Here is a 20,309-nt window from a genome sequence, read left to right as displayed (position 1 = left end):
TCTTAAAACCCTCTTAGACCTGCTCGTGATGCTCCATTGCCATGCGAACACCCGATATGCGATCTCCCGAGTCAGGGGCCCGTGCCCCTCTCTCCGTCGTCATCGGCGCGGGCGGCACCGGTGGACACATCTATCCCGGGCTCGCCCTCGCCGACGCCCTGCGCCGTGCCGTGCCGGGCGCGGTCGTCTCCTTCGTCGGCACGGAACGGGGGCTCGAGACCCGGCTGATACCGGACGCCGGGTACCGCCTGCACACCGTCGACATGATCCCCTTCGACCCGTCGCTCGGCGCCAAGCGGTATCTCCTGCCCGCAGCCCTGGTGAAGTCCGGCGCCCAGTGCCGGGCGATCCTGCGGGCGCAGGGCGCTCAGGTCGCCGTCGGGATGGGCGGCTATCCCAGCGCTCCCGTCATCGTCGGCGCCCGGATGGCGGGGCTGCCCAGCCTGATCCACGAGTCCAACGCCGTGCCCGGCCGCGCCAACCGCTTCGCGGCCCGCCTCACCCCGAACATCGCGGTCGCCTTCGACCGCAGCCGGGAGCATCTGCCGGGCGGCGAGCGCGCGTACACCACCGGGATGCCCATCGCGGCGCCGCTCGCCGTGCTCGACCGGGGGGCGCTGCGGGCCGAGGCCCGCCGGGAGTTCGGGGTGCCGGACGGGGCCCGGATGCTGCTGTTCAACGGCGGCAGTCTCGGCGCGGCCCGTCTCACCGAGGCGGCGGTGGGGCTCGCGGCGAGCTGGCGGCACCGCTCCGACGTGCATCTGCTGATCAAGACGGGGCCTGCCGCGCTCGACGAGACGCGGCGGCGGCTCGTGGAGTCGGGCGGGGACGCGGTCGCCAAGGCCGTGCCCTATCTCGACCGGATGGACCTCGCGTACGCCGCGGCCGACCTGGTGGTCTGCCGCGCCGGTTCGGCGACCGTCGCCGAACTCGCCGCCACCGGCGTCCCGGCCGTGCTCGTCCCCTATCCGCACGCTCCCGGCGACCACCAGACGCACAACGCACGGGTCCTCTCCGACGCGGGCGCGGGCCTGCTCCTGCCCGACGGCGAGACGACGGCGGCGCGGCTCGCCGAGCTCGTCGGGCCGCTCCTTGCCGATCCTGCGCGGCTCGCCGCGATGAGCGGGGCGGCCGATCCGGGCCCGCATGCGCACGCCGCCGATCTGCTCGCCGAGCGGGTCATCCAACTCACCGACCACACCACGCACTTGGAGTACGCATGAGCACGAGCCCGAGCACGAGCATGAGCGCGAGCAGCAACGCCACCACTGGGGACGGCACCTTCGGCTGGGCGGGCCGCACGGTCCTCGTCACCGGGGCCGAGGGGTTCATCGGCTCGACGCTCGTCGACCTGCTCCTTGAGCAGGGCGCGAAGGTCCGCGCCTTCGTGCACTACAAGCCGTACGCGGAGAAGGGCTACCTCGCGCATCTCCTCGGGGACCCGCGGGTCGAGATGCTCGCGGGCGACGTCCGGGACGCGGGGCGTGTGATGGACGCGGTGGAGGGCTGCGACACGGTCTTCCACCTGGCCGCGCTGATCGGGATCCCGTACTCGTACGACTCACCGGGGGCGTACGTCCAGACGAACGTCGTCGGCACGGAGAACGTGGCGGAGGCGTGCCGGCGGCATGCGGTGCGGCGGCTCGTCCACACGTCGACGAGTGAGGTGTACGGGACGGCGCTGACCGCCCCCATCTCGGAGGAGCACCCGCTCCAGCCCCAATCGCCTTACTCCGCGTCGAAGATAGGCGCCGACATGATGGCGCTGTCGCACTGGCACGCCTTCGAGCTGCCGGTGACGGTGGTGCGCCCCTTCAACACGTACGGTCCGCGGCAGTCGGCCCGCGCGGTGATCCCCACGATCCTTGCCCAACTGCACTCCGGGGCACGGGAGATCAAGCTGGGCTCGCTCACGCCCACGCGCGACTTCACGTACGTGACGGACACCGCGCGGGGCTTCATGGCGCTGGCGGAGTGCGAGGCGGCCGTGGGTCACGCGGTGAACCTGGGGGTGGGCCAGGAGATCTCGATCGGTGACCTGGCGGAGGCGCTGATCGAGGCGTCGGGGCGCGAGGCGAAGGTGGTCGTGGACCCGGCGCGTCTGCGTCCCTCGGGCAGCGAGGTGCAGCGGCTCCTGTCGGACAACTCCCGGGCCAGGGAGTGGGCCGGGTGGACTCCGGAGGTCTCCTTGGCGGAGGGCCTGAAGCGGACGTCGGAGTGGGTCGCGGACAACCTCCGCCTCTTCGCGGCGGACCGCTACCAGGTCTGAGGGGCACCTGCGGTGGGCGGGAGCAGCGCCTTCCTCCGCCCGGCGGCTTCGCTGCGCGCTGCGGGTTCGCCGCTGCGCGGCGTCATTCCCACCCACCCGCCCGATTGCCCCGGATCATCTGGGGAGGGGAATCCCCGGTCCGGGTCCAGCCGCAGCCGCAGGCGCGCTGCCCCGTGGAGGGGTGACGTCAGGGGGCGGTGGAGGCCTCCGGGCCAGCCGCCGCCGCGGCCAACCCGCCCAGCAAGAGCAACGTAAAACGCGCGGCCCAGTCCTCGTCGACCGGCTCCGCGCTGACCAGGGCCCGGTGGACCACCGCTCCGGCGATCACGTCGAAGATGAGGTCGGCCGTCCGCCCGGCGGCGGCGGGGTCCGGCTCCGGAGGGAGTTCGCCCCGCTCCTGCGCCCGCTTCCGCCCCGCGAGGACAAGCCGCTTCTGGCGGTCCACGATCGACGTACGGATCCGCTCCCGCAGCGGTTCGTCCGAGGTCGACTCGGCCACCACCGCCATCAGCGCCGTCTTCGTCTCGGGACGGCCGAGCAGCGCCGCGAACTGGAGCACCACACCCTCGATGTCCGCCGCGAGGCTGCCGCGGTCCGGCAGCTCCAGCTCGTCGAACAGCTCCGCCACCGCGTCCACGACCAGCTCGCTCTTGCCCGCCCAGCGCCGGTACAGCGTCGTCTTGGCGACCCCCGCGCGCGTGGCGACGTCGCCGAGCGTCAGCTTGGACCAGCCCAGTTCGACCAGGGCCTGGCGGGTCGACTCCAGGATCGCGGTGTCCGCCGCGGCGTTGCGGGGGCGGCCGCCGGTGCGGGCGTGAGGGGGGATGCGGCTCTGCATCCCGTGACCATACCGGCCAGTACGGAAGAGGCCGGAGCGGCGGCCGAGTGAGGCAGATCACCGAAGTTCACGCAGGTCCGCCTCCCACGCGGCAGCGCAGGACAGTTACGCTACGACTCGTAGCGAAAGAGATGTGGGCGGGACGAACGGCAATTCCTCCTCGGCGCCCACGCTCCTTCGCCGAGCGGCAACCAGTGACACAGCACAGCCACAAAGCACGGCGACACAGCACAGCGACAACCACAGCAGCGGCACCGGCACGGGGTGGGGACCCCGCGCCACAACCATCGGTCCTCCTCGGGACCTTGGCGCCACGGCCGTCCGTAGCCCCGCAATCCGGCGGGGGGCTCCGGACGGGCGCGGTTCCCGCACGGCTTGGGGGAGGATGTACTCATGCAGCCACGGAACATGTCCATGAGCGGAGTCGTCGACCTCGCCGCCGTGAAGGCGGCCCAGGAGGCCAAGGCGAAGGCGGAGCAGGCGCGCGCCGAAGCGGCCAGGCAGGGCGGGGGCGCGGTCCCCGCGGTCTCCCCGTCGAGTCTCGTCATCGACGTCGACGAGGCGGGCTTCGAGCGCGAGGTCCTCCAGCGCTCCACCGAAGTGCCCGTAGTCATCGACTTCTGGGCCGAGTGGTGCGAGCCGTGCAAGCAGCTGAGCCCGCTGCTCGAAGGCCTCGCGCGGGAGTACAACGGCCGCTTCGTCCTCGCCAAGATCGACGTAGACGCCAATCAGATGCTGATGCAGCAGTTCGGGGTCCAGGGGATCCCGGCCGTCTTCGCGGTGGTGGCCGGACAGGCCCTGCCGCTCTTCCAGGGCGCGGCCCCGGTGGAGCAGATCCGTCAGACCCTGGACCAGCTGATCCAGGTCGGCGAGGAGCGCTTCGGTCTCACCGGTCTCGCCGTCGACGCGGACGCCCAGGACGGGGAGCAGCAGGAAGCCCCCGTCGCCGAGGTGCCCGCCGGTCCGTACGACGCCCTGCTCGAAGCCGCCGTCCAGGCGCTGGACGCGGGCGACTTGGCCGGAGCCGTGCAGGCCTACCGCAATGTGCTGAGCGACGACCCGGGCAACACGGAGGCCAAGCTCGGCCTCGCCCAGGCCGAACTGCTGCAGCGTGTCCAGGGCCTGGACGCGCAGCAGGTCCGCAAGGACGCCGCCGACCGTCCCGCAGATGTGGCCGCGCAGATCGCCGCCGCCGACCTCGACCTGGTGGGCGGTCATGTGGAGGACGCCTTCGGGCGGCTCATCGAGGCGGTCCGGCGCACGGCGGGCGAGGACCGGGACGCCGCGCGCGTGCGGCTGCTCGAACTCCTCGAGGTGGTCGGCTCGGACGACCCGCGGGTGACCGCGGCGCGCACGCAGCTCGCACGGGTGCTTTTCTGACACAGCCGTTCGGCCACTCCGTGCGCCAGGCTGTTCGACCCCTCGCGAGCCGTTCGCTGACCAGTCGCTAAACGCTGGGGCTTGTGATGCCCGAGTGAAAAAACCGCTTCCAAGGCGTCACAGTGGCCGCGCTTTACCAAATCTTGGTAAACGCGGCCACTGTTACTTGGAGTAAGCCCAGGCCAGCCTTCTGTCCTGTTGTGCCCTTCAACATCCCGGTCTGTTCCTGGCCATGGGGACACCGTCTGTGGCCGACCGATACCGCGCGGTCGTGGTTCGGTTATCGCGCCGTTACTAGCCAGTAACGAACCCCCTTGTGCGGGGGCCGAGAATGCACCACGATCGGCGACGCTCGGTCCAATAACCCGCAGCCCGAAAGCCAGTCGGGAGCGGGGTTTCTGGGTCCCCACCGAGCAGGCCGGAGACACCCCGTCACCGGTCTTGGACAGGGGGGTCTCTGCCATCCGGCAGGGCCTGTCCGGCAGGTTGTGCGTGTCGCGTGCGACCAGTGGTTGTCGCTCGGGGGTGATCGCCGGTGCTGAGTGGCGCAGTTGCGCGCCTCCCATGCGGGCGCTCTCCTTCCCGAGGACGTAGCGCTTCTCCCATCCCTGCCCGACTGAGCCGCCCGAACGGGACCAGTCAGGGCCGGAGATGTACGTCCGAGAAGGAGGAAAGTCATGGAGTCCGTGGCTCGTGGCGGAACCAGATGGAAGCGGTTCGCCGTAGTCATGGTGCCGAGCGTCGCGGCGACTGCCGCGATAGGCGTGGCCCTCTCGCAGGGTGCACTCGCGGCATCGTTCAGTGTGTCCGGTCAGCAGTTCAAGGTGACTGCCGACCAGCTCGACGGTACGGGTTTCGTCCAGTACGGGGCGCTTGACAGCGGTAAGTCGGGTAACCACCCGGTCGCCGTCGTCGGCCTCAACTCGGCCAAGATCACCAACCTGTGTCAGTCCGTCGTCGTTCCGGTCCCCGTCTTCGGCGATGTGTCGATGACCCTCAAGGCCGGCGGCAAGGGCGGCCCGAGGGTCGAGGCGAAGAAGCTCTACATCGACGCCGATGACCTGAAGGCGGATGCGACGTTCACCAACGTCGACATCGGCGTCTCGGTCGACCAGACCACCAAGGGCCCCGGCCCGGCGAAGGGCGACAAGTACGCCCCGGACTCGTTCGCGCAGCAGGCTGACAAGGTGCGGTTCACCGACGTCAAGCAGCGCGCGTGGGCGACCACCGCCGGCACCTTCAAGCTCTCTGGTCTGGCCATGTCGGTCAAGAAGGGCAAGCACGAGTGCTACTGAGGCAATTGATGCCTTAAGAGCGGTACTTGTTGCGCAGCACGGCCGGGCGCGGGGGCGCGACGGAATCTTGACCTCACACCGTCCCCGTGCCCGAATCCGCAGCACACACAGAACCAACGCCATTCCCCGAGGAGCTGTACGACATGAGCGCCGAAGCGCAAGTGGGACTGGGCGATAAGCTCGGTCGGATGCGCCAATCGTTCCGAGGGTGGCGCGGTCAGCGCCCGTTCTGGGGTGGCCTGCTGACATTGCTCGGCGGCCTCCCGATCATGTACTTCCCGTACGCGAACCTCACGATCGGCACGATGACGATCCGGATGGCGACGACCGCCGGTGCCGGCTCGCTGATCATTGGCGTCCTGCTTGTCGTGCTCGGCCTGACCATGTGGTTCCAGCCGCATTCCCGGATCTTCGCGGGTGTCGCGGCGATTCTGCTCGCCCTGGTCTCTCTGGTGGTCTCCAACTTCGGCGGCTTCGTCATCGGCTTCCTGCTCGCCCTGCTCGGCGGTGCCCTCGGCATCTCCTGGGCGGCGGACAAGCCTGCGAAGGGATCCGCGAAGGGACGGGCCGACAGGTCCGACGGCGGGGCGCCGGAGCCCGCGGCCGCGGGGGCCGCGAACGGGGTGAGCGGCACTACGGACGATCTGTCAGGAACGAGCCCGGACAACGGGACGAACGGGAGGCACCGTGCCGGCTGACGAGGTGCACCAACTGGACTCCGCGGGTGAGCCCCGCGCGAGATCCGGGCCGCGCCACGCGGCACCCAGAAAGCCGCTCCTCACCCGCCTGCACGTGCCGGCGGGCAAGGCGATAGCCATCGCGGCCATGCCGACCGCCGTCCTCATGGGCATGGGACTGACCCCCCAGCTCGCGCAGGCCAAGCCGCTGCCGAAGAACCCCTTCCAGGACGGCCCGTGCGTCACGGCGCCGGACGACGCATCCGAGGCCACCAAGGACGCAGAGAAGGAAGCCGACAAGGCTGCCGCGGAGAAGGCGGAGAAGGAGAAGGCCGAGCAGGCGGAGAAGGACGCCGCCGAGAAGGCCGACAAGAGCGGCAAGGACGACTCCGGCAAGGCCACCGCCGAGCCGACGCCCTCGCCCTCCGCCGGTGACGACGCGGGCTCGGACGGCGACAAGGCCGAGCCGGATTCGTCCGCTTCGAAGGACGAGGCCGACAAGGCCGAAGAGCCTGCTCCGGAGCCCTCCGAGACCAAGAACCCGCTGGACCCGCTGGGTGTCGGTCCCGCTCTCAAGGACCTTTTCACGCCCGACGAGAAGGAATCCGCGAGCCCCACGCCGACCCCCTCCGCCTCGGAGGAGGCCGAGTCCTCGGAGTCCGCCGAGGACAAGGCGAAGGACACCGTCGACGACGTCACCAAGCCCGTCAAGGACACGGTCGACGGAGTCACGGACGGCGTCAAGGACGGTGCCGACAAGGCCGAGGACACGGTCGACAAGGCCAAGGACAAGGCCGAGGACCCGATGGCACCGGACGAGAACGGCAAGAAGCCGTTCCCGTGCGTGGTCGAGAAGAAGGTCGACGGAAAGGGCGAGCAGACGCCCGCGCCGATCCCGAACCAGCCGTGGAACCTGGAAGCCAGCTCGCTGACCCTCAAGGGCGCGGACTACCAGGGCGTCGTGAACCTGACGATGCCCAACGGCCAGTCCAAGCAGGCACTGAAGTACGTCGTCCAGAACACGGACATCGGCGACCTGCACCAGATCGTCGAAGGACCGGCCGGCAAGAAGTACCACGTCCAGGCCGAGAAGGGCTCCACGTCCACGATCCGTGGCGGGGAGACGACGATGTACACCGAGTCGATCTCCGGCAAGCTCTTCGGCCTGATCCCGATCACGTTCGACCCGGAGCACCCGCCGCCCCTGAACATCCCGCTGATCTACTTCACGGACGTGAAGGTCAAGCAGGCGGGCCAGTTCGGCGGCAACCTGCACGTACCCGGCCTGAGCCAGACGATCACCGACTGATCGTCCTGCGATCAGCGGCCGGTCGGCAAGACCCCACCGGGAGCCGCAAAAAGCGCTGAGGGCGCCCCCTGAACCAGGGGGCGCCCTCAGCGTCGTACCAGGTGTCCTGCGGAGGACCTCAGTCGCGCTCTCCGCCGCCCAGGTGGTGCACCCGGACCATGTTGGTGGTGCCGGGGACGCCGGGGGGCGAACCGGCGGTGATGATCACGGTGTCGCCGTCGTTGAAGCGGTTGAGACGGACCAGCTCGGCGTCGACGAGCTCGACCATCGCGTCGGTGTTGTCGACGTGCGGCACGACGTACGAGTCCACGCCCCAGCTCAGGGTGAGCTGGTTGCGGGTGGCCTGGTCGGTGGTGAAGGCCAGGATCGGCTGGGCCGCGCGGTAGCGGGACAGACGGCGGGCCGTGTCACCGGACTGCGTGAAGGCGATCAGCGCCTCGCCGCCCAGGAAGTCCGCGATCTCGCACGCGGCACGGGCCACCGAACCACCCTGCGTACGCGGCTTCTTGCCGGGCACGAGCGGCTGCAGGCCCTTGGAGAGCAGCTCCTCCTCGGCCGCCACGACGATCTTCGACATCGTCTTGACGGTCTCGATCGGGTAGGCGCCCACGGACGACTCGGCGGACAGCATGACCGCGTCCGCGCCGTCGAGGATCGCGTTGGCGACATCGGACGCCTCCGCGCGCGTGGGGCGCGAGTTGGTGATCATCGACTCCATCATCTGGGTCGCGACGATCACCGGCTTGGCGTTGCGGCGGCACATCTCCACGAGGCGCTTCTGCACCATCGGGACCTTCTCGAGCGGGTACTCGACGGCCAGGTCACCACGGGCGACCATGACGGCGTCGAAGGCCGCGACGACGCCCTCCATGTTGTCGACGGCCTGCGGCTTCTCCACCTTGGCGATGACGGGGACCCGGCGGCCCTCCTCGTCCATCACCTTGTGGACGTCCTTGACGTCGCCGGCGTCGCGCACGAAGGACAGGGCGACCATGTCGCAGCCCATCTTCAGGGCGAAGCGCAGGTCCTCGACGTCCTTCTCGGAGAGCGCGGGCACGTTCACGGCCGCGCCGGGCAGGTTGATGCCCTTGTGGTCGGAGATGACACCGCCCTCGACGACGATCGTCTTGACGCGCGGGCCGTCCACCTCGACGACGCGCAGCTCGACGTTGCCGTCGTTGATCAGGACCTGGTCGCCCTTGGAGACGTCTCCGGGCAGGCCCTTGTAGGTGGTGCCACAGATGGACTTGTCGCCGGGGACGTCCTCGGTGGTGATGGTGAACTCGTCACCGCGCACCAGCTCGACGGGTCCCTCGGCGAAGGTCTCCAGACGGATCTTCGGACCCTGCAGGTCGGCGAGGACGCCGACGGCACGGCCGGTCTTGTCGGCAGCGGCACGGACACGGTCGTACCGGCCCTGGTGCTCGGCGTGCGTGCCGTGGCTGAAGTTGAAGCGGGCCACATTCATGCCGGCTTCGATCAGCGAGACGAGCTGCTCTTCGGAGTCGACGGCGGGGCCCAGCGTGCAGACGATTTTGGAACGGCGCATGGGGGCGATCCTATCGGTTTGTTTCGCTTCGGAATATTCCGTCTGGTGGAATCTACAAATGGGCGGAAGTGCGCTCAGGCGTTGCGGTAATGAATTCCTGATGTATTGCGTTTATGACGGGTTTCCGACCAGTGCATAGGTCTGCCGCGCGATCTCCAGCTCCTCGTCCGTGGGGACGACGGCGACCGCGACCCGTGCGTACTCCGGCGAGATCAGGCGAGCCTCGTCGGAACGTACAGCGTTGAGCTCTCCGTCGACCGCGAGCCCCAGTTCCTCCAGACCCGCGACGGCAGCCTCCCGCACCGGCGCCGCGTTCTCACCGACCCCCGCCGTGAACGCGATGGCGTCCACCCGGCCGAGCACCGCGTAGTAGGCGCCGATGTACTTCTTCAGACGGTGGATGTAGATGTCGAAGGCGAGCGCGGCCGCCTCGTCGCCCTCGTCGATGCGGCGCCGGATCTCCCGCATGTCGTTGTCGCCGCAGAGACCGACCAGACCGCTCTTCTTGTTGAGCAGGGTGTCGACCTCGTCGATCGACATCCCGCCGACGCGGGCCAGGTGGAAGACGACCGCGGGGTCCACGTCACCGGAACGGGTACCCATCACGAGCCCCTCAAGCGGCGTGAGCCCCATCGAGGTCTCCACGCACCTGCCGCCCCGCACGGCGCTCGCGGAGGCGCCGTTGCCCAGGTGCAGCACGATGACGTTCACGTCCTGGGGCGCCTTGCCGAGCAGCCCGGCGGTCTCGCGGGACACGTACGCGTGCGACGTCCCGTGGAAGCCGTAGCGCCGCACGCGGTGCTGGTCGGCGGTGGCCACGTCGATCGCGTAGCGGGCGGCCGACTCCGGCATCGTCGTGTGGAACGCCGTGTCGAAGACGGCGACCTGGGGGAGGTCCGGACGCAGCGCCTGGGCCGTGCGGATGCCGGTGATGTTGGCCGGGTTGTGCAGCGGGGCCACCGGGACGAGCCGCTGGATCTCCGCGAGCACCTCGTCCGTGACGACCGTCGGCGCGGTGAACTTCAGGCCGCCGTGCACCACGCGGTGGCCGATCGCGGCCAGCTCGGGGGAGTCGAGGCCGAGCCCGTCCGCGGTCAGCTCGGCGGAGACGGCCTTCAGGGCGGCCTCGTGGTCGGCGATCGGCTCCTCGCGCTCACGCTCCTCGCCGCCGCCCGTCAGCGGGGTGTGCTTGAGCCGTGAGGTCTCCTCGCCGATGCGCTCGACCAGGCCGACCGCGAGACGGGAGCTGTCGCGCATGTCGAGCAACTGGTATTTCACCGACGAGGAGCCGGAGTTGAGGACGAGGACGCGGGTGGCGGTCACAGGAGGAATGCTTTCTGTAGACGTCATACGGGAGGTGCGGGACTGCTAGGCGGAGGTGGCCGGGCCGCCCTGGGCCTGGATCGCGGTGATCACGACGGTGTTCACGATGTCCTGCACGAGTGCGCCGCGGGACAGGTCGTTCACCGGCTTGCGCAGGCCCTGGAGGACCGGCCCGACGGCGATCGCGCCGGCCGAGCGCTGGACGGCCTTGTAGGTGTTGTTGCCGGTGTTCAGGTCCGGGAAGATCAGCACGCTCGCCTGGCCCGCGACCTCCGATTCCGGCAGCTTCGTCGCCGCGACCGAGGGCTCCACGGCGGCGTCGTACTGGATCGGCCCCTCGATCTTCAGGTCACTGCGGCTCGCGCGCACCAGCTCGGTCGCCTCGCGCACCTTGTCGACGTCGGCGCCCGAACCGGACGTGCCCGTCGAGTACGACAGCATCGCGATCCGCGGCTCCACGCCGAACTGCTCGGCGGTGGCCGCCGCCTGGACGGCGATGTCGGCGAGCTGCTCGGCGTTCGGGTCCGGGTTCACGGCGCAGTCGCCGTAGACGAGCACCTTGTCGGCCAGGCACATGAAGAAGACGGAGCTGACGATCGAGGCGTCAGGCTTCGTCTTGATGATCTCGAAGGCGGGCCGGATGGTGGCGGCCGTGGAGTGAACGGAACCCGAGACCATGCCGTCGGCGAACCCTTCCTGCACCATCAGGGTGCCGAAGTAGTTCACGTCCGCGACGACGTCGTACGCGAGCTCGACGGTGACGCCCTTGTGGGCGCGCAGCTCGGCGTACTTGGTGGCGAAGGCGTCCCGCAGCTCCGAGGTCTGCGGGTCGATGACCTGCGAGTCGGCGAGGTCGATGCCGAGGTCCGCGGCCTTCTTGCGGATCTGTTCGGCGGGGCCGAGCAGCGTCAGGTCGCAGACACCGCGGCGCAGGAGCACGTCGGCGGCGCGCAGGACGCGCTCCTCGGTGCCTTCGGGAAGGACGACGCGGCGCTTGTCGGAGCGGGCCTGCTCCAGGAGCTTGTGCTCGAACATCATCGGCGTGACGCGGTCGCTGCTGGGGGCCTGTACGCGGCTGCGCAGCCCGGCCGTGTCCACGTACCGCTCGAAGAGGCCGAGGGCCGTCTCCGCCTTGCGGGGCGTGGCGGCGTTCAACTTCCCCTCCAGGGCGAAGAGTTCGCCCGCCGTCGGGAAGGAGCCACCGGACACGGCGATGACCGGGGTGCCGGGCGCGAGGCGGTCGGCGAGCTTCAGGATCGCTTCGCCCGGCTGTTCGTTGAGGGTGAGCAGGACGCCCGCGATGGGCGGCGTACCGGCGCTGTGCGCGGCGAGCGAGCCCACCACGAGGTCGGCGCGGTCGCCGGGGGTGACCACCAGGCAGCCCGGCGTCAGGGCGTTCAGGAAGTTCGGCAGCATCGCGCCGCCGAAGACGAAGTCGAGCGCGTCACGGGCCAGGCCCGCGTCGTCGCCGAGCACGACGCGGCCGCCGAGCGCGTGGGTGATCTGGGCGACCGTGGGGGCGGCGAGCGCGGGCTCGTCGGGCAGTACGTAGCTGGGCACGGGGAGGCCGGAGGCGAGTCCGTCGTGGATCTCGTCACGGTCGGCGGGCGCCACGCGGTTGGTGACCATCGCGAGGACGTCGCAGCCCAGGGACTCGTACGCGCGGTAGGCGTTGCGCGTCTCGGCGCGGACGGATTCGGCGGTCTGGTTCTTGCCGCCGACGACGGGTATCACCGACGCCCCGAACTCGTTGGCGAGGCGGGCGTTGAGGGAGAGCTCGTCCGGGAGCTGGGTGTCGGCGAAGTCCGTGCCGAGCACGAGGACGACCTCGTAGTCCCTGGCCACCCGGTGAAAACGGTCGACGAGCTGGGAGACCAGCTCGTCGGTGCCCTGCTCGGCCTGGAGGGCGGAGGCCTCGTGGTAATCCATCCCGTACCCGGAGGCGGCGTCCTGCGCGAGCCGGTAGCGGGCCCGCAGGAGGTCGAAGAGCCGGTCGGGCCCGTCGTGGACCAGCGGACGGAAGACCCCCACCCGGTCGACCTGACGGGTCAGGAGCTCCATGACTCCCAGCTCGATGACCTGGCGGCCGTCGCCCCGGTCGATCCCGGTCACGTACACGCTGCGCGTCACGCGTGCTCTCCCCTTCTTCGCTGCGGTTTCCCTGTGTACCCGGCGGGACCGGGCGAGGTGCCTCAGGGTCGGACAAATGCCCCGATATGGTTGCCGTGCCCTCTTGACAATACCTCTGCGGCTGGCTAGGTCGCCCGCCGGACGAAGGGCCTCGTGGAGCGGGCCCAAAGGCCTCCTCCCCAGGATCGGACGGGCCAGCCGTGAGGGCTGCGGTCGGTGGGACGCTTGAGGTGTGAGCGGCGACCGGTTCGCGGCCATGGAACAATCAGACCGGCTCACAAGCATCAACAGCGAGCAGGAGACACAGCGCGATGCGTATCGGAATTCTCACCGCAGGCGGCGACTGCCCCGGCCTCAACGCAGTGATCCGGTCGGTCGTGCACCGAGCCGTGACGCACTACGGCGACGAGGTCATCGGCTTCGAGGACGGTTACGCCGGCCTGCTCGACGGCCGCTACCGCTCGCTCGGCCTGAACGAGGTCAGCGGCATCCTGGCCCGTGGCGGAACGATTCTCGGCTCATCGCGCCTGGAGCGCGACCGCTTCCGCGCGGCCTGCGAGGACGCGCCCGCGCTCGCCAAGGAGATCGGCTTCGACGTCCTGATCCCCATCGGCGGCGAGGGCACGCTCACGGCCGCGAAGATGCTGTCGGACGCGGGCCTGTCCGTGGTGGGCGTCCCGAAGACGATCGACAACGACATCTCGTCGACGGACCGCACCTTCGGCTTCGACACGGCGGTGGGCGTGGCCACCGAGGCGATGGACCGCCTCAAGACGACGGCCGAGTCCCACCAGCGCGTGATGGTGGTCGAGGTCATGGGCCGTCACGCGGGCTGGATCGCCCTGGAGTCGGGCATGGCGGGCGGAGCCCACGGAATCTGCCTCCCCGAGCGCCCCTTCGACCCCGCTGACCTGGTCAAACTGGTCGAGGAGCGGTTCTCGCGCGGCAAGAAGTTCGCGGTGATCTGTGTGGCCGAGGGCGCGCACCCGCAGGAGGGCACCATGAATTACGGTGTCGGCGCGATCGACCAGTTCGGCCACGAGCGCTTCCAGGGCATCGGTACGGCGCTCGCGTACGAACTGGAGACCCGCCTCGGCAAGGAGGCCAAGCCGGTCATCCTGGGCCACGTCCAGCGAGGCGGCACCCCGACGGCGTACGACCGCGTCCTGGCGACCCGCTTCGGCTGGCACGCGGTGGAGGCGGCGCACCGCCAGGACTTCGGCCGCATGACGGCGCTGCGGGGCACGGACATCACGATGGTGCCGCTGGCGGAGGCGGTCACCGAGCTGAAGACGGTGCCGAAGGACCGGATGGACGAGGCGGAGTCGGTCTTCTAGAGGCGGCTTTTCAGCAGCGGCTTTTCGGCGGGCCGGGGGAGGGTGGTCACCCCCCGGTGCTGCCGCCGCCGCCCCGCGTCCCCCGGACCTGAGCCCAGAAATGCTCAAGGATCTTGTCCAGGAAGTCCCGCCCGGCACTCCCTGACGCATCGGCCCCGGCGCCGCCGCCCCAGCTGAGCGTGCGCACCATGCGCGCCTGATAGTCGGCGTGCAGCTGCTGAAGCACGTCCTCAAGGTGCCGCTTCGGCACCGGCAGCATCTTGCTGACGGGCCGGACGTACCCCTGCCAGCGCGAGGTCACGGCGCTGCGCAGCAGCTCGGCGAGGTCGTCGGCGCGTCCGGTGACGGTGATGAAGTCGGGCAGGGCGAGCTGCAGCACCTCGGCGAGGGCGGCGGACTGCCGCTCGTTGCCGCGCCAGGTGTTGGTCTCCTCCATGCGCAGATACGCCTGGATCTCGACCCCGGCCCCCCGAGCGACGTCGTCCGGAGCGAGCCCCCGGGCGATCCGATGCTCGCGCAGGGTGGTCGCGGCGCCCATGAGCTCCCCCGGCGAGCACCACAGCGTCCCGGCGAGGGCGGTGAGTTCGGCGGAAGTGGGCGCGGCGAGCCCGCGCTCCCAGGCGGCGATGGTCTCGGGGGTGATGTAGGAGAGCCCATAGCTCGCCCGCATCCCGTAGGCGACGTGCCCGTGCGCCATCCCCAGCGCCTCACGAAGGCGCCGGGCGGCGGGGAAGTTGAACGGGGGTGTGGGCTGGTGCGGCGGTTGGCTCGGTTGCACGGGCACACGGTATGGGTGCGGGGGGCTGGCGACTACGGTGCGTTCATACGAGGTTGCGGATTGGTGTGAAGCTACGGGGGCTGTTGGGGGCACGGGCTGCCGACCTTCGCCCGATCGTCACTCTATGACTGGGAATCAGTGCGAGACACCATGATTCGGCGCGTTGCGGTGTTCACGTAGTCCACTCGCACGGTGAGTGGGGCGCCGATTTCCATTTCCTTCCTCTGCGCTTCGAACTCCGAAGCGGGCAAGAGTCCCTCGATGTCTCCCTCAAGCTGGACAAAGATCCCGATGGGGGCAATTTTTGCGACAGTTCCGGCGATATTGCGGCTGAATCGCGTGCGTGCGAAATCAAGGAAGGGATCGGGCTGTAGCTCCTTGAGTGACAGCGACGCCTGCTCGCGATCCAAGTCGACGCTCAGTACACATACGGTCACCTCGTCGCCTACGCCGACAACCTCCGATGGGTGGCTGAAGTGCCGCCATGAGAGATTGGGAACAGTGATGATCCCCTTCGTGACGCCCAGGTCCACGAACACTCCGAAGTCCGTCACCGCGGAAACAGGGCCCCTGCACACCTGTCCCTGATGTAGCGATTCGAGGAATTCCCTGGCTGATTTGTCTTCACCGCTGCTCATTCAAGCCTCCCTGCCGGTGTGCATTAAATGTTGATTCCGGTCGATGGGTTTCAGTCGGGCCAGGCGTAGCCTTGGCGATAGTTCATCCACTGGACGTCTTGGATATAGGAATTGAACTTCGGAATATCTTCCTTTGGTATGACCCATTGGAATTCGTCCGGCTTGTTGTCGTGCGTTCGCCGGTAGGCAGGTTTTACGGATTCCGGGAACGCCTCCTTGAATCCTGGCTTCATTGTGAAAATGTGGTAGCCATCTTCATGCATTCCCTGTTCGGCGTATTTCTGTGCAACCCTATCCGTTTCGCCGAGATAAGCGGTTCCGGCTCCCCCCTCTGGTGTATCGGGGTGGAGAGCGGGGTCGAGCCCCTCGGCCTCTCTGGCGCGATTCCCCTTGCCCGGGGCTCGGTAAAGCTTGAACGGCTCGTCGTCCGGGCACGTCGGCGAGAGACCGAGGGGGTCAATCCAGGTATGAGGGTTGTGGACGTAGGCGCCTGAGTTGGGTGCCGGAGCGAGACCGAGTGGGTCAGGTGTGAGGTAGCGCGCGGTCTCTGGGTCGTAGTGGCGGAAGTGGTTGTAGTGGAGGCCGGTCTCGGGGTCGTGGTACTGGCCAGGGAAGCGCAGAGGGGTGTAGGCCGTGCTGGCTGTGGGCCAGGTCGTGGTGCCCCAGAGTGTGGTGCGGGCGCGCCAGGCGACTTCGCCTTGCTCATCGAGGAGCTCGGTGGGGGTCCCGACGAGGTCGGTGACGATGGCGAAGAAGCGGGAGTCGATTTCATGTTGGGGAGCGTCGGCCGCGGTGAGGCGCTCGGTCTGGGCAATGGGGTGCAGACCCTTGTGGTCCCAGGTCAGCGTGACCGGGTTCGGCAGTTCGTCGGAAGTGGTGGTCTGCTCGCAGAGCGTGTTGCCGTCCCAGGTGAAGTCGGTGCGCTCCCGTACGGTCTCTCCGTCGTCGGCCATGCGGAGTTTGGCGGTCCTTCGGCCCAACGGATCGTAGGTGTATCGCCACAGAGTGCCGTCCGGGGTGATGGTCGAGATGAGACGATCCTCGACGTCCCAGCTGTATCGCCAGGTGTCCGGCTTCCGGGAAAGCCGGGCCTTCTGCCGCAGGATGATGCGTCCGAGATCGTCGTGCTCATAGCGGACGCTGCCGGCGCGCGTGATGCGTGTGCCTGAGTAAGCACGTGGGCCTGTCGCCTCGTTGCCGGGGTGGCTCTCAGGCCAGGTGGCATTGGTCTGATTACCTGCGGCGTCGTAGGCGTAACTTTCCGACCAATTCGATGCATGGACTGCGGTGACCCGGCCTGTGTCTTCCAGGTCGAAGCTGCGTGAGCCGGCGATCTGGTCTTCGATGCCGACGAGATGGCCATCCGCACGGTAGGTAAAGGTGCGGTGTTGGGCGGGCCGGTCCCCGTTGGTCGTGAGCGACTGGCTGACAAGGCGGCCGAGGGGGTCGAAGGTGTAGTCGAGGGTGGCGCTTGCGTCGATCTGGCGAGACAGCTCGTGGCCGGTCGAGCTGTAGGAGAAGTCGACGATGTGACCGGACGTGGTCAGCTGGGTACGGCGCCCGGCTTCGTTGTAGGTCCACGTGCTGGAGGCGCCGGTAGGGGTGATGCGTCCCGTGCGGCGGCCCAAGTGGTCATGGGTATGGGTAAGAGTCTGGCCGTTGACTGTCTCGGAGCGGAGCAGACCGGAGTGATCCCGTGACAAGAGGAGTGAAGCATCGGGATTGGTGGCTTGAGCGAGCTGGCCGACCTGGTCGTACGTGAAGTCGGTAACGCGGCCGTCGGCATCCTTCCGGGACATCTGGCCGAGGTTGTTGTACTCGTAACGGACCGTCTGGCCGAGCGCGTTACTGCGGGAGATGAGACCGCCGGCTGCATCGTGGTCGTACGTCTGTGTCCGACCGTCGAAGTCCGTTTCGGATATCAGACGGCCTGCCGTGTCGTATGTGTAATCCCATGCGAGGCCGAGCGGGCTGGTGACCCGGGTCAAGCGCAGATCAAGGTCATGCGTGAAGTCGTAGCGTGCACCGTTGGGCTCGACACGGGCGGCCAGCAAGTCGAAATGGGTGTACTCGGAGCGGGTGACGTTTCCCATGGGGTCGGTGTGGCTGGTGCAGTTGCCTTCACCGTCGTATTCCCACGTCTCGATGGCACCGTCCGGATTGGTGCGACGGGCCAGCTGACCCTCGACTGTCCAGATGAGGCGGGTGGTGTTCCCCTCCGGATCAGTGAAGGAGAGCGGTCGGCCAAATGCGTCCCGTTCCCAGCGGCTGGTAGCGCCCAGGGGATCGGTGACTTCCAGAGGGAGTCCTGCGGGATCGCACCGGACTGACGTTCTGTGCCCCAACGCGTTGGTGATGGAGGTGTTGTGTCCTGCCTCGCTGTAGCCGAACTCTGTGGTGGCCCCGGACCGATCGACGACGGTGGTGCGATTGCCGCGCTCGTCAAATTCTTGCTGCCACGTGGTCCCGTCCTCCAGGTGAATGGAGGAAAGCAGGTTCAGGTCGTCATATGTGTAACTGATCCTCGAACCGTCTGGGCGCACCATTTCGATCGGCTGTCCCAGTGCGCTGTTCCTGAAGGTGGTGGTGTGGCCGAGTGCGTCCGTCCGGGACACGACATGATGATTCGGGTCATAGTCAGTGCGCGTGAGGCTGCCCATTGGGTCGACTTCGGCGATCACTTGGCAGTTGCTGTTGATGACGAAGCGGGTGACGGCGCCGGTGGCCGTTGTGTATTCCGTGACCCGGCACCCTTGCCACTGGGGGCTGGCGATGTCATACGTGAAGCTGCCGCTCAGGTGGCCGGCCTCACCGCGTTGCGTGAGGCAACGGTCGTTCTCGTCGTAGGTGTAGGCGTAGCTGGTCTGGTTGGTGTCGGTCCACGAGGTGATGCGTCGGTGTTGGTCGTAGGCGAACCGCATAGGCGTACCTACGGAGTTACTGATGGACGTCAGGTTCCCATCGGTGTAGCCGTAGCGCTTGATGACGGTGTCTGAGCCGTCCGCATTCGAGGCCTTCAGAGCCAGTGCGCTCACACGCCCCTCGGACACTGTCAGCCGGAGGTGGTAGCCGCCAGAGTGCCGGATGGCTACTGGCGCGCCGGAGTCGTCATGGTCGAAGGAGATGGAATTGCCATTGCGGTCAGCGATGCGCTCCAGCAAGGACAAACCGTCGCTGGGCGGAGCGAACTGGTGGCTGTGCCCGGTAAACGGATTCCTGATGCGATAGCCCCCGTCGGCCAGGCTCTCCAGCGGCCAGCGGGGTCCGGCCTCGGGCAGGACGGGCGTCTCAGGATCTTCGGGATGCGCATAGGCAAGCAGCATGCCGTCTTCGGTGACGAAGACAACGCCTGCGTCATCGATCTCGAGACGTTGGTCGATCGTGGAGGCCCAAGAGGGGCCGAACCACCCACCAGTGCGGTAGCCGGAGGCGGCACGTCGGGCGAAGGAGAATGGCAGGGTTCCGGGCAGGGTGACATCGGTCTCGACCAAGAACATCTGCCCCGTGGCCACGTCGACCGGGTCACCGCAGCCCTTGATCTTGCTTTTGAGTCGGTTGTACGTGCCCTTGGCACCGTCCGTGATGGCGCTGCGGGCCGACTTCAGGCCACGGAGGCCCTTGCCCATGCCCTTGAGCCCGGCCTTGAGGCCCATCGCCCCCTTGGCGAGGCCGCGGAGGCTGGTGAGGCCCTTCATGCCGGGGATGCAGTCCAGGGCGGCGAAGGCGACGTCGAGTAGCCCTGCTTCCCCGTTGGCGTATTTGTTGAGGGTGTCGGCGAGGACGATGAGGGCGGCGATGAGGACGATGGCGCCGAGGATGGGCCCGCCGATGATCATGGCGATGATGCCGAGGACGGCGACGACGACTTTGCAGACGGCGACGATGGTGTCCCAGTTGTCGGTGACCCAGTCCCCGACTTCCTCCCACCACTTGCGGTTCTGGATACCGGCGTCGGAGGCGTCTTCGAGTTTCTTCTTCGCGGTGCCTGCCGCGTCCTCGCGCATCTTGCGCGCGTCTTCTGCCATCTTCTTGGCGGCGTCGAGGTTGCTCTTCGCGGCGGAGACATCCGACTTGGCTGCCGTCTGGGCTTTTTCGGCGGAGTTGGCGTTGCGGGTGGCGGCCTTGACCTTGTCGGGGTCGGGCTTGGGGACGTCTTTCCCGCTGTCCTTGTCGTCCTTGTACTTGTCGGCTTCCTTGCCCGCCTTGTCCATCCACGAGTCCGCGGAGGTCAGCCGGGTCTGGGCGGAGGACAGGTCGCCTTGCGCTTCGCGGCCCTTGACCAGGGCTTTGTCCGCGAGGGCCTGGGCGCGCTCCAGCTCGGGCCAGTAGGTGGAGAGGGCGTCGCCGGCCATCTCGTAGCTCTTCTTGAGCTTCTTCAGCTTGCCCGGCGCGTCCTCGAACTCCGCCGTGAAGGACTCCGCCGTCTTACCCGCCCAGGTGAGGATCGCGTCCTCGCCCGCCATCCCCTTGATGTCGCGGAGGACTTTCGACACGTCGTCGGCGAAGTCATGCAGATTCTTTGCCAGGTTCCGCACCCGGTCCGGATCCCCGGGCGTCGGGTCCTTGTCCAGGTCCAGGACATGCCAGTCTGCTGGGCGATTGCCCCCCACTTCGTAACCCCCGTCACGTTCAACACTTCAATCACCGTACGCGGGTGCGAATTTACCGGAAGCGGCCGACTGACGTCATGGGGATCCGATCTCGCTGCGCTTCCGGCGGACGGCTTCCACGACCACCGCTCTCCACCGGAGATGTTCCGAGTCAGGTGCGTCCCGTCTCTGCCTAC

14 protein-coding genes are annotated in these 20,309 nt (G+C 68.3%); 7 read left to right on the top strand and 7 right to left on the bottom strand.

Annotated features, from left to right (window positions below; all coding sequences use genetic code 11):
- Positions 1–41 precede the first annotated feature (41 nt).
- Positions 42–1,223: a UDP-N-acetylglucosamine--N-acetylmuramyl-(pentapeptide) pyrophosphoryl-undecaprenol N-acetylglucosamine transferase gene (locus ABZ833_RS24185; RefSeq protein WP_361049905.1), complete on the top strand. Its 1,182-nt coding sequence runs from the start codon at positions 42–44 to the stop codon at positions 1,221–1,223.
- A gap of 20 nt (positions 1,224–1,243) precedes the next feature.
- Complete coding sequence (locus ABZ833_RS24180; RefSeq protein ID WP_361050774.1) at positions 1,244–2,269, top strand: SDR family NAD(P)-dependent oxidoreductase; 1,026 nt, start codon at positions 1,244–1,246, stop codon at positions 2,267–2,269.
- A 187-nt stretch (positions 2,270–2,456) separates the two neighbouring features.
- Here the strand turns inward: ABZ833_RS24180 and ABZ833_RS24175 are convergent, their stop codons facing one another.
- Positions 2,457–3,107, bottom strand: coding sequence for a TetR/AcrR family transcriptional regulator (locus tag ABZ833_RS24175; RefSeq protein ID WP_361049903.1), 651 nt, complete (start codon positions 3,105–3,107; stop codon positions 2,457–2,459).
- Between the two features lie 393 nt (positions 3,108–3,500).
- Here ABZ833_RS24175 and ABZ833_RS24170 point away from each other — a divergent pair, with 393 nt between their 5' ends.
- From ABZ833_RS24170 to ABZ833_RS24155, 4 genes are all read left to right on the top strand, one after another.
- A complete protein-coding gene (locus tag ABZ833_RS24170; RefSeq protein ID WP_361049901.1) occupies positions 3,501–4,487 on the top strand; it encodes a tetratricopeptide repeat protein in 987 nt (328 codons plus the stop codon).
- A 677-nt stretch (positions 4,488–5,164) separates the two neighbouring features.
- Entirely contained in the window at positions 5,165–5,782 is a 618-nt protein-coding gene (locus ABZ833_RS24165) for a DUF6230 family protein (protein ID WP_344518856.1), read from the top strand.
- Positions 5,783–5,925: 143 nt separating this feature from the next.
- Positions 5,926–6,480, top strand: coding sequence for a DUF6114 domain-containing protein (locus tag ABZ833_RS24160; protein ID WP_361049899.1), 555 nt, complete (start codon positions 5,926–5,928; stop codon positions 6,478–6,480).
- Complete coding sequence (locus ABZ833_RS24155) at positions 6,470–7,768, top strand: hypothetical protein (RefSeq protein WP_361049897.1); 1,299 nt, start codon at positions 6,470–6,472, stop codon at positions 7,766–7,768. The genes ABZ833_RS24160 and ABZ833_RS24155 overlap by 11 nt, the downstream gene beginning before the upstream one ends.
- Before the next feature lie 118 nt (positions 7,769–7,886).
- On the opposite strand, the gene pyk is transcribed toward ABZ833_RS24155, so the two are convergent.
- From pyk to pta, 3 genes are all read right to left on the bottom strand, one after another.
- The gene (gene pyk, locus ABZ833_RS24150; RefSeq protein WP_361049895.1) at positions 7,887–9,317 is read right to left on the bottom strand and encodes a pyruvate kinase; all 1,431 of its coding nucleotides are present in this window, start codon (positions 9,315–9,317) and stop codon (positions 7,887–7,889) included.
- A 111-nt stretch (positions 9,318–9,428) separates the two neighbouring features.
- Positions 9,429–10,640, bottom strand: a complete 1,212-nt coding sequence (locus tag ABZ833_RS24145; RefSeq protein ID WP_361049893.1) for an acetate kinase — start codon at positions 10,638–10,640, stop codon at positions 9,429–9,431.
- Between the two features lie 45 nt (positions 10,641–10,685).
- The gene (gene pta, locus ABZ833_RS24140) at positions 10,686–12,770 is read right to left on the bottom strand and encodes a phosphate acetyltransferase (RefSeq protein WP_361049891.1); all 2,085 of its coding nucleotides are present in this window, start codon (positions 12,768–12,770) and stop codon (positions 10,686–10,688) included.
- A 311-nt stretch (positions 12,771–13,081) separates the two neighbouring features.
- Between pta and ABZ833_RS24135 the strand changes: the two genes are divergently transcribed.
- Positions 13,082–14,107 (top strand): 6-phosphofructokinase, encoded by a 1,026-nt coding sequence (locus ABZ833_RS24135; RefSeq protein WP_249587678.1) that lies wholly within the window; start codon positions 13,082–13,084, stop codon positions 14,105–14,107.
- A 46-nt stretch (positions 14,108–14,153) separates the two neighbouring features.
- Here the strand turns inward: ABZ833_RS24135 and ABZ833_RS24130 are convergent, their stop codons facing one another.
- From ABZ833_RS24130 to ABZ833_RS24120, 3 genes are all read right to left on the bottom strand, one after another.
- Entirely contained in the window at positions 14,154–14,891 is a 738-nt protein-coding gene (locus ABZ833_RS24130; RefSeq protein ID WP_361049888.1) for a helix-turn-helix transcriptional regulator, read from the bottom strand.
- Positions 14,892–15,007: 116 nt separating this feature from the next.
- Entirely contained in the window at positions 15,008–15,523 is a 516-nt protein-coding gene (locus ABZ833_RS24125; protein ID WP_361049887.1) for a S1 RNA-binding domain-containing protein, read from the bottom strand.
- Positions 15,524–15,573: 50 nt separating this feature from the next.
- Positions 15,574–20,133 (bottom strand): DUF6531 domain-containing protein, encoded by a 4,560-nt coding sequence (locus tag ABZ833_RS24120; RefSeq protein WP_361049885.1) that lies wholly within the window; start codon positions 20,131–20,133, stop codon positions 15,574–15,576.
- Positions 20,134–20,309 lie beyond the last annotated feature (176 nt).

The organism is Streptomyces sp. NPDC047525 (assembly GCF_040643025.1).
Classification (GTDB): Bacteria; Actinomycetota; Actinomycetes; order Streptomycetales; family Streptomycetaceae; genus Streptomyces; species Streptomyces durmitorensis.
This window is presented reverse-complemented; position numbering and strand designations above follow the sequence as displayed.

What these genes read in the sequence shown, in the direction of transcription:
- ABZ833_RS24185 (WP_361049905.1), top strand. Translation starts at nt 42, where the DNA reads ATGCGAACACCCGATATGCGATCTCCCGAGTCAGGGGCCCGTGCCCCT.
- ABZ833_RS24180 (WP_361050774.1), top strand. Translation starts at nt 1,244, where the DNA reads ATGAGCGCGAGCAGCAACGCCACCACTGGGGACGGCACCTTCGGCTGG.
- ABZ833_RS24175 (WP_361049903.1), bottom strand. Translation starts at nt 3,107, where the DNA reads ATGCAGAGCCGCATCCCCCCTCACGCCCGCACCGGCGGCCGCCCCCGC.
- ABZ833_RS24170 (WP_361049901.1), top strand. Translation starts at nt 3,501, where the DNA reads ATGCAGCCACGGAACATGTCCATGAGCGGAGTCGTCGACCTCGCCGCC.
- ABZ833_RS24165 (WP_344518856.1), top strand. Translation starts at nt 5,165, where the DNA reads ATGGAGTCCGTGGCTCGTGGCGGAACCAGATGGAAGCGGTTCGCCGTA.
- ABZ833_RS24160 (WP_361049899.1), top strand. Translation starts at nt 5,926, where the DNA reads ATGAGCGCCGAAGCGCAAGTGGGACTGGGCGATAAGCTCGGTCGGATG.
- pyk (WP_361049895.1), bottom strand. Translation starts at nt 9,317, where the DNA reads ATGCGCCGTTCCAAAATCGTCTGCACGCTGGGCCCCGCCGTCGACTCC.
- ABZ833_RS24135 (WP_249587678.1), top strand. Translation starts at nt 13,082, where the DNA reads ATGCGTATCGGAATTCTCACCGCAGGCGGCGACTGCCCCGGCCTCAAC.
- ABZ833_RS24125 (WP_361049887.1), bottom strand. Translation starts at nt 15,523, where the DNA reads ATGAGCAGCGGTGAAGACAAATCAGCCAGGGAATTCCTCGAATCGCTA.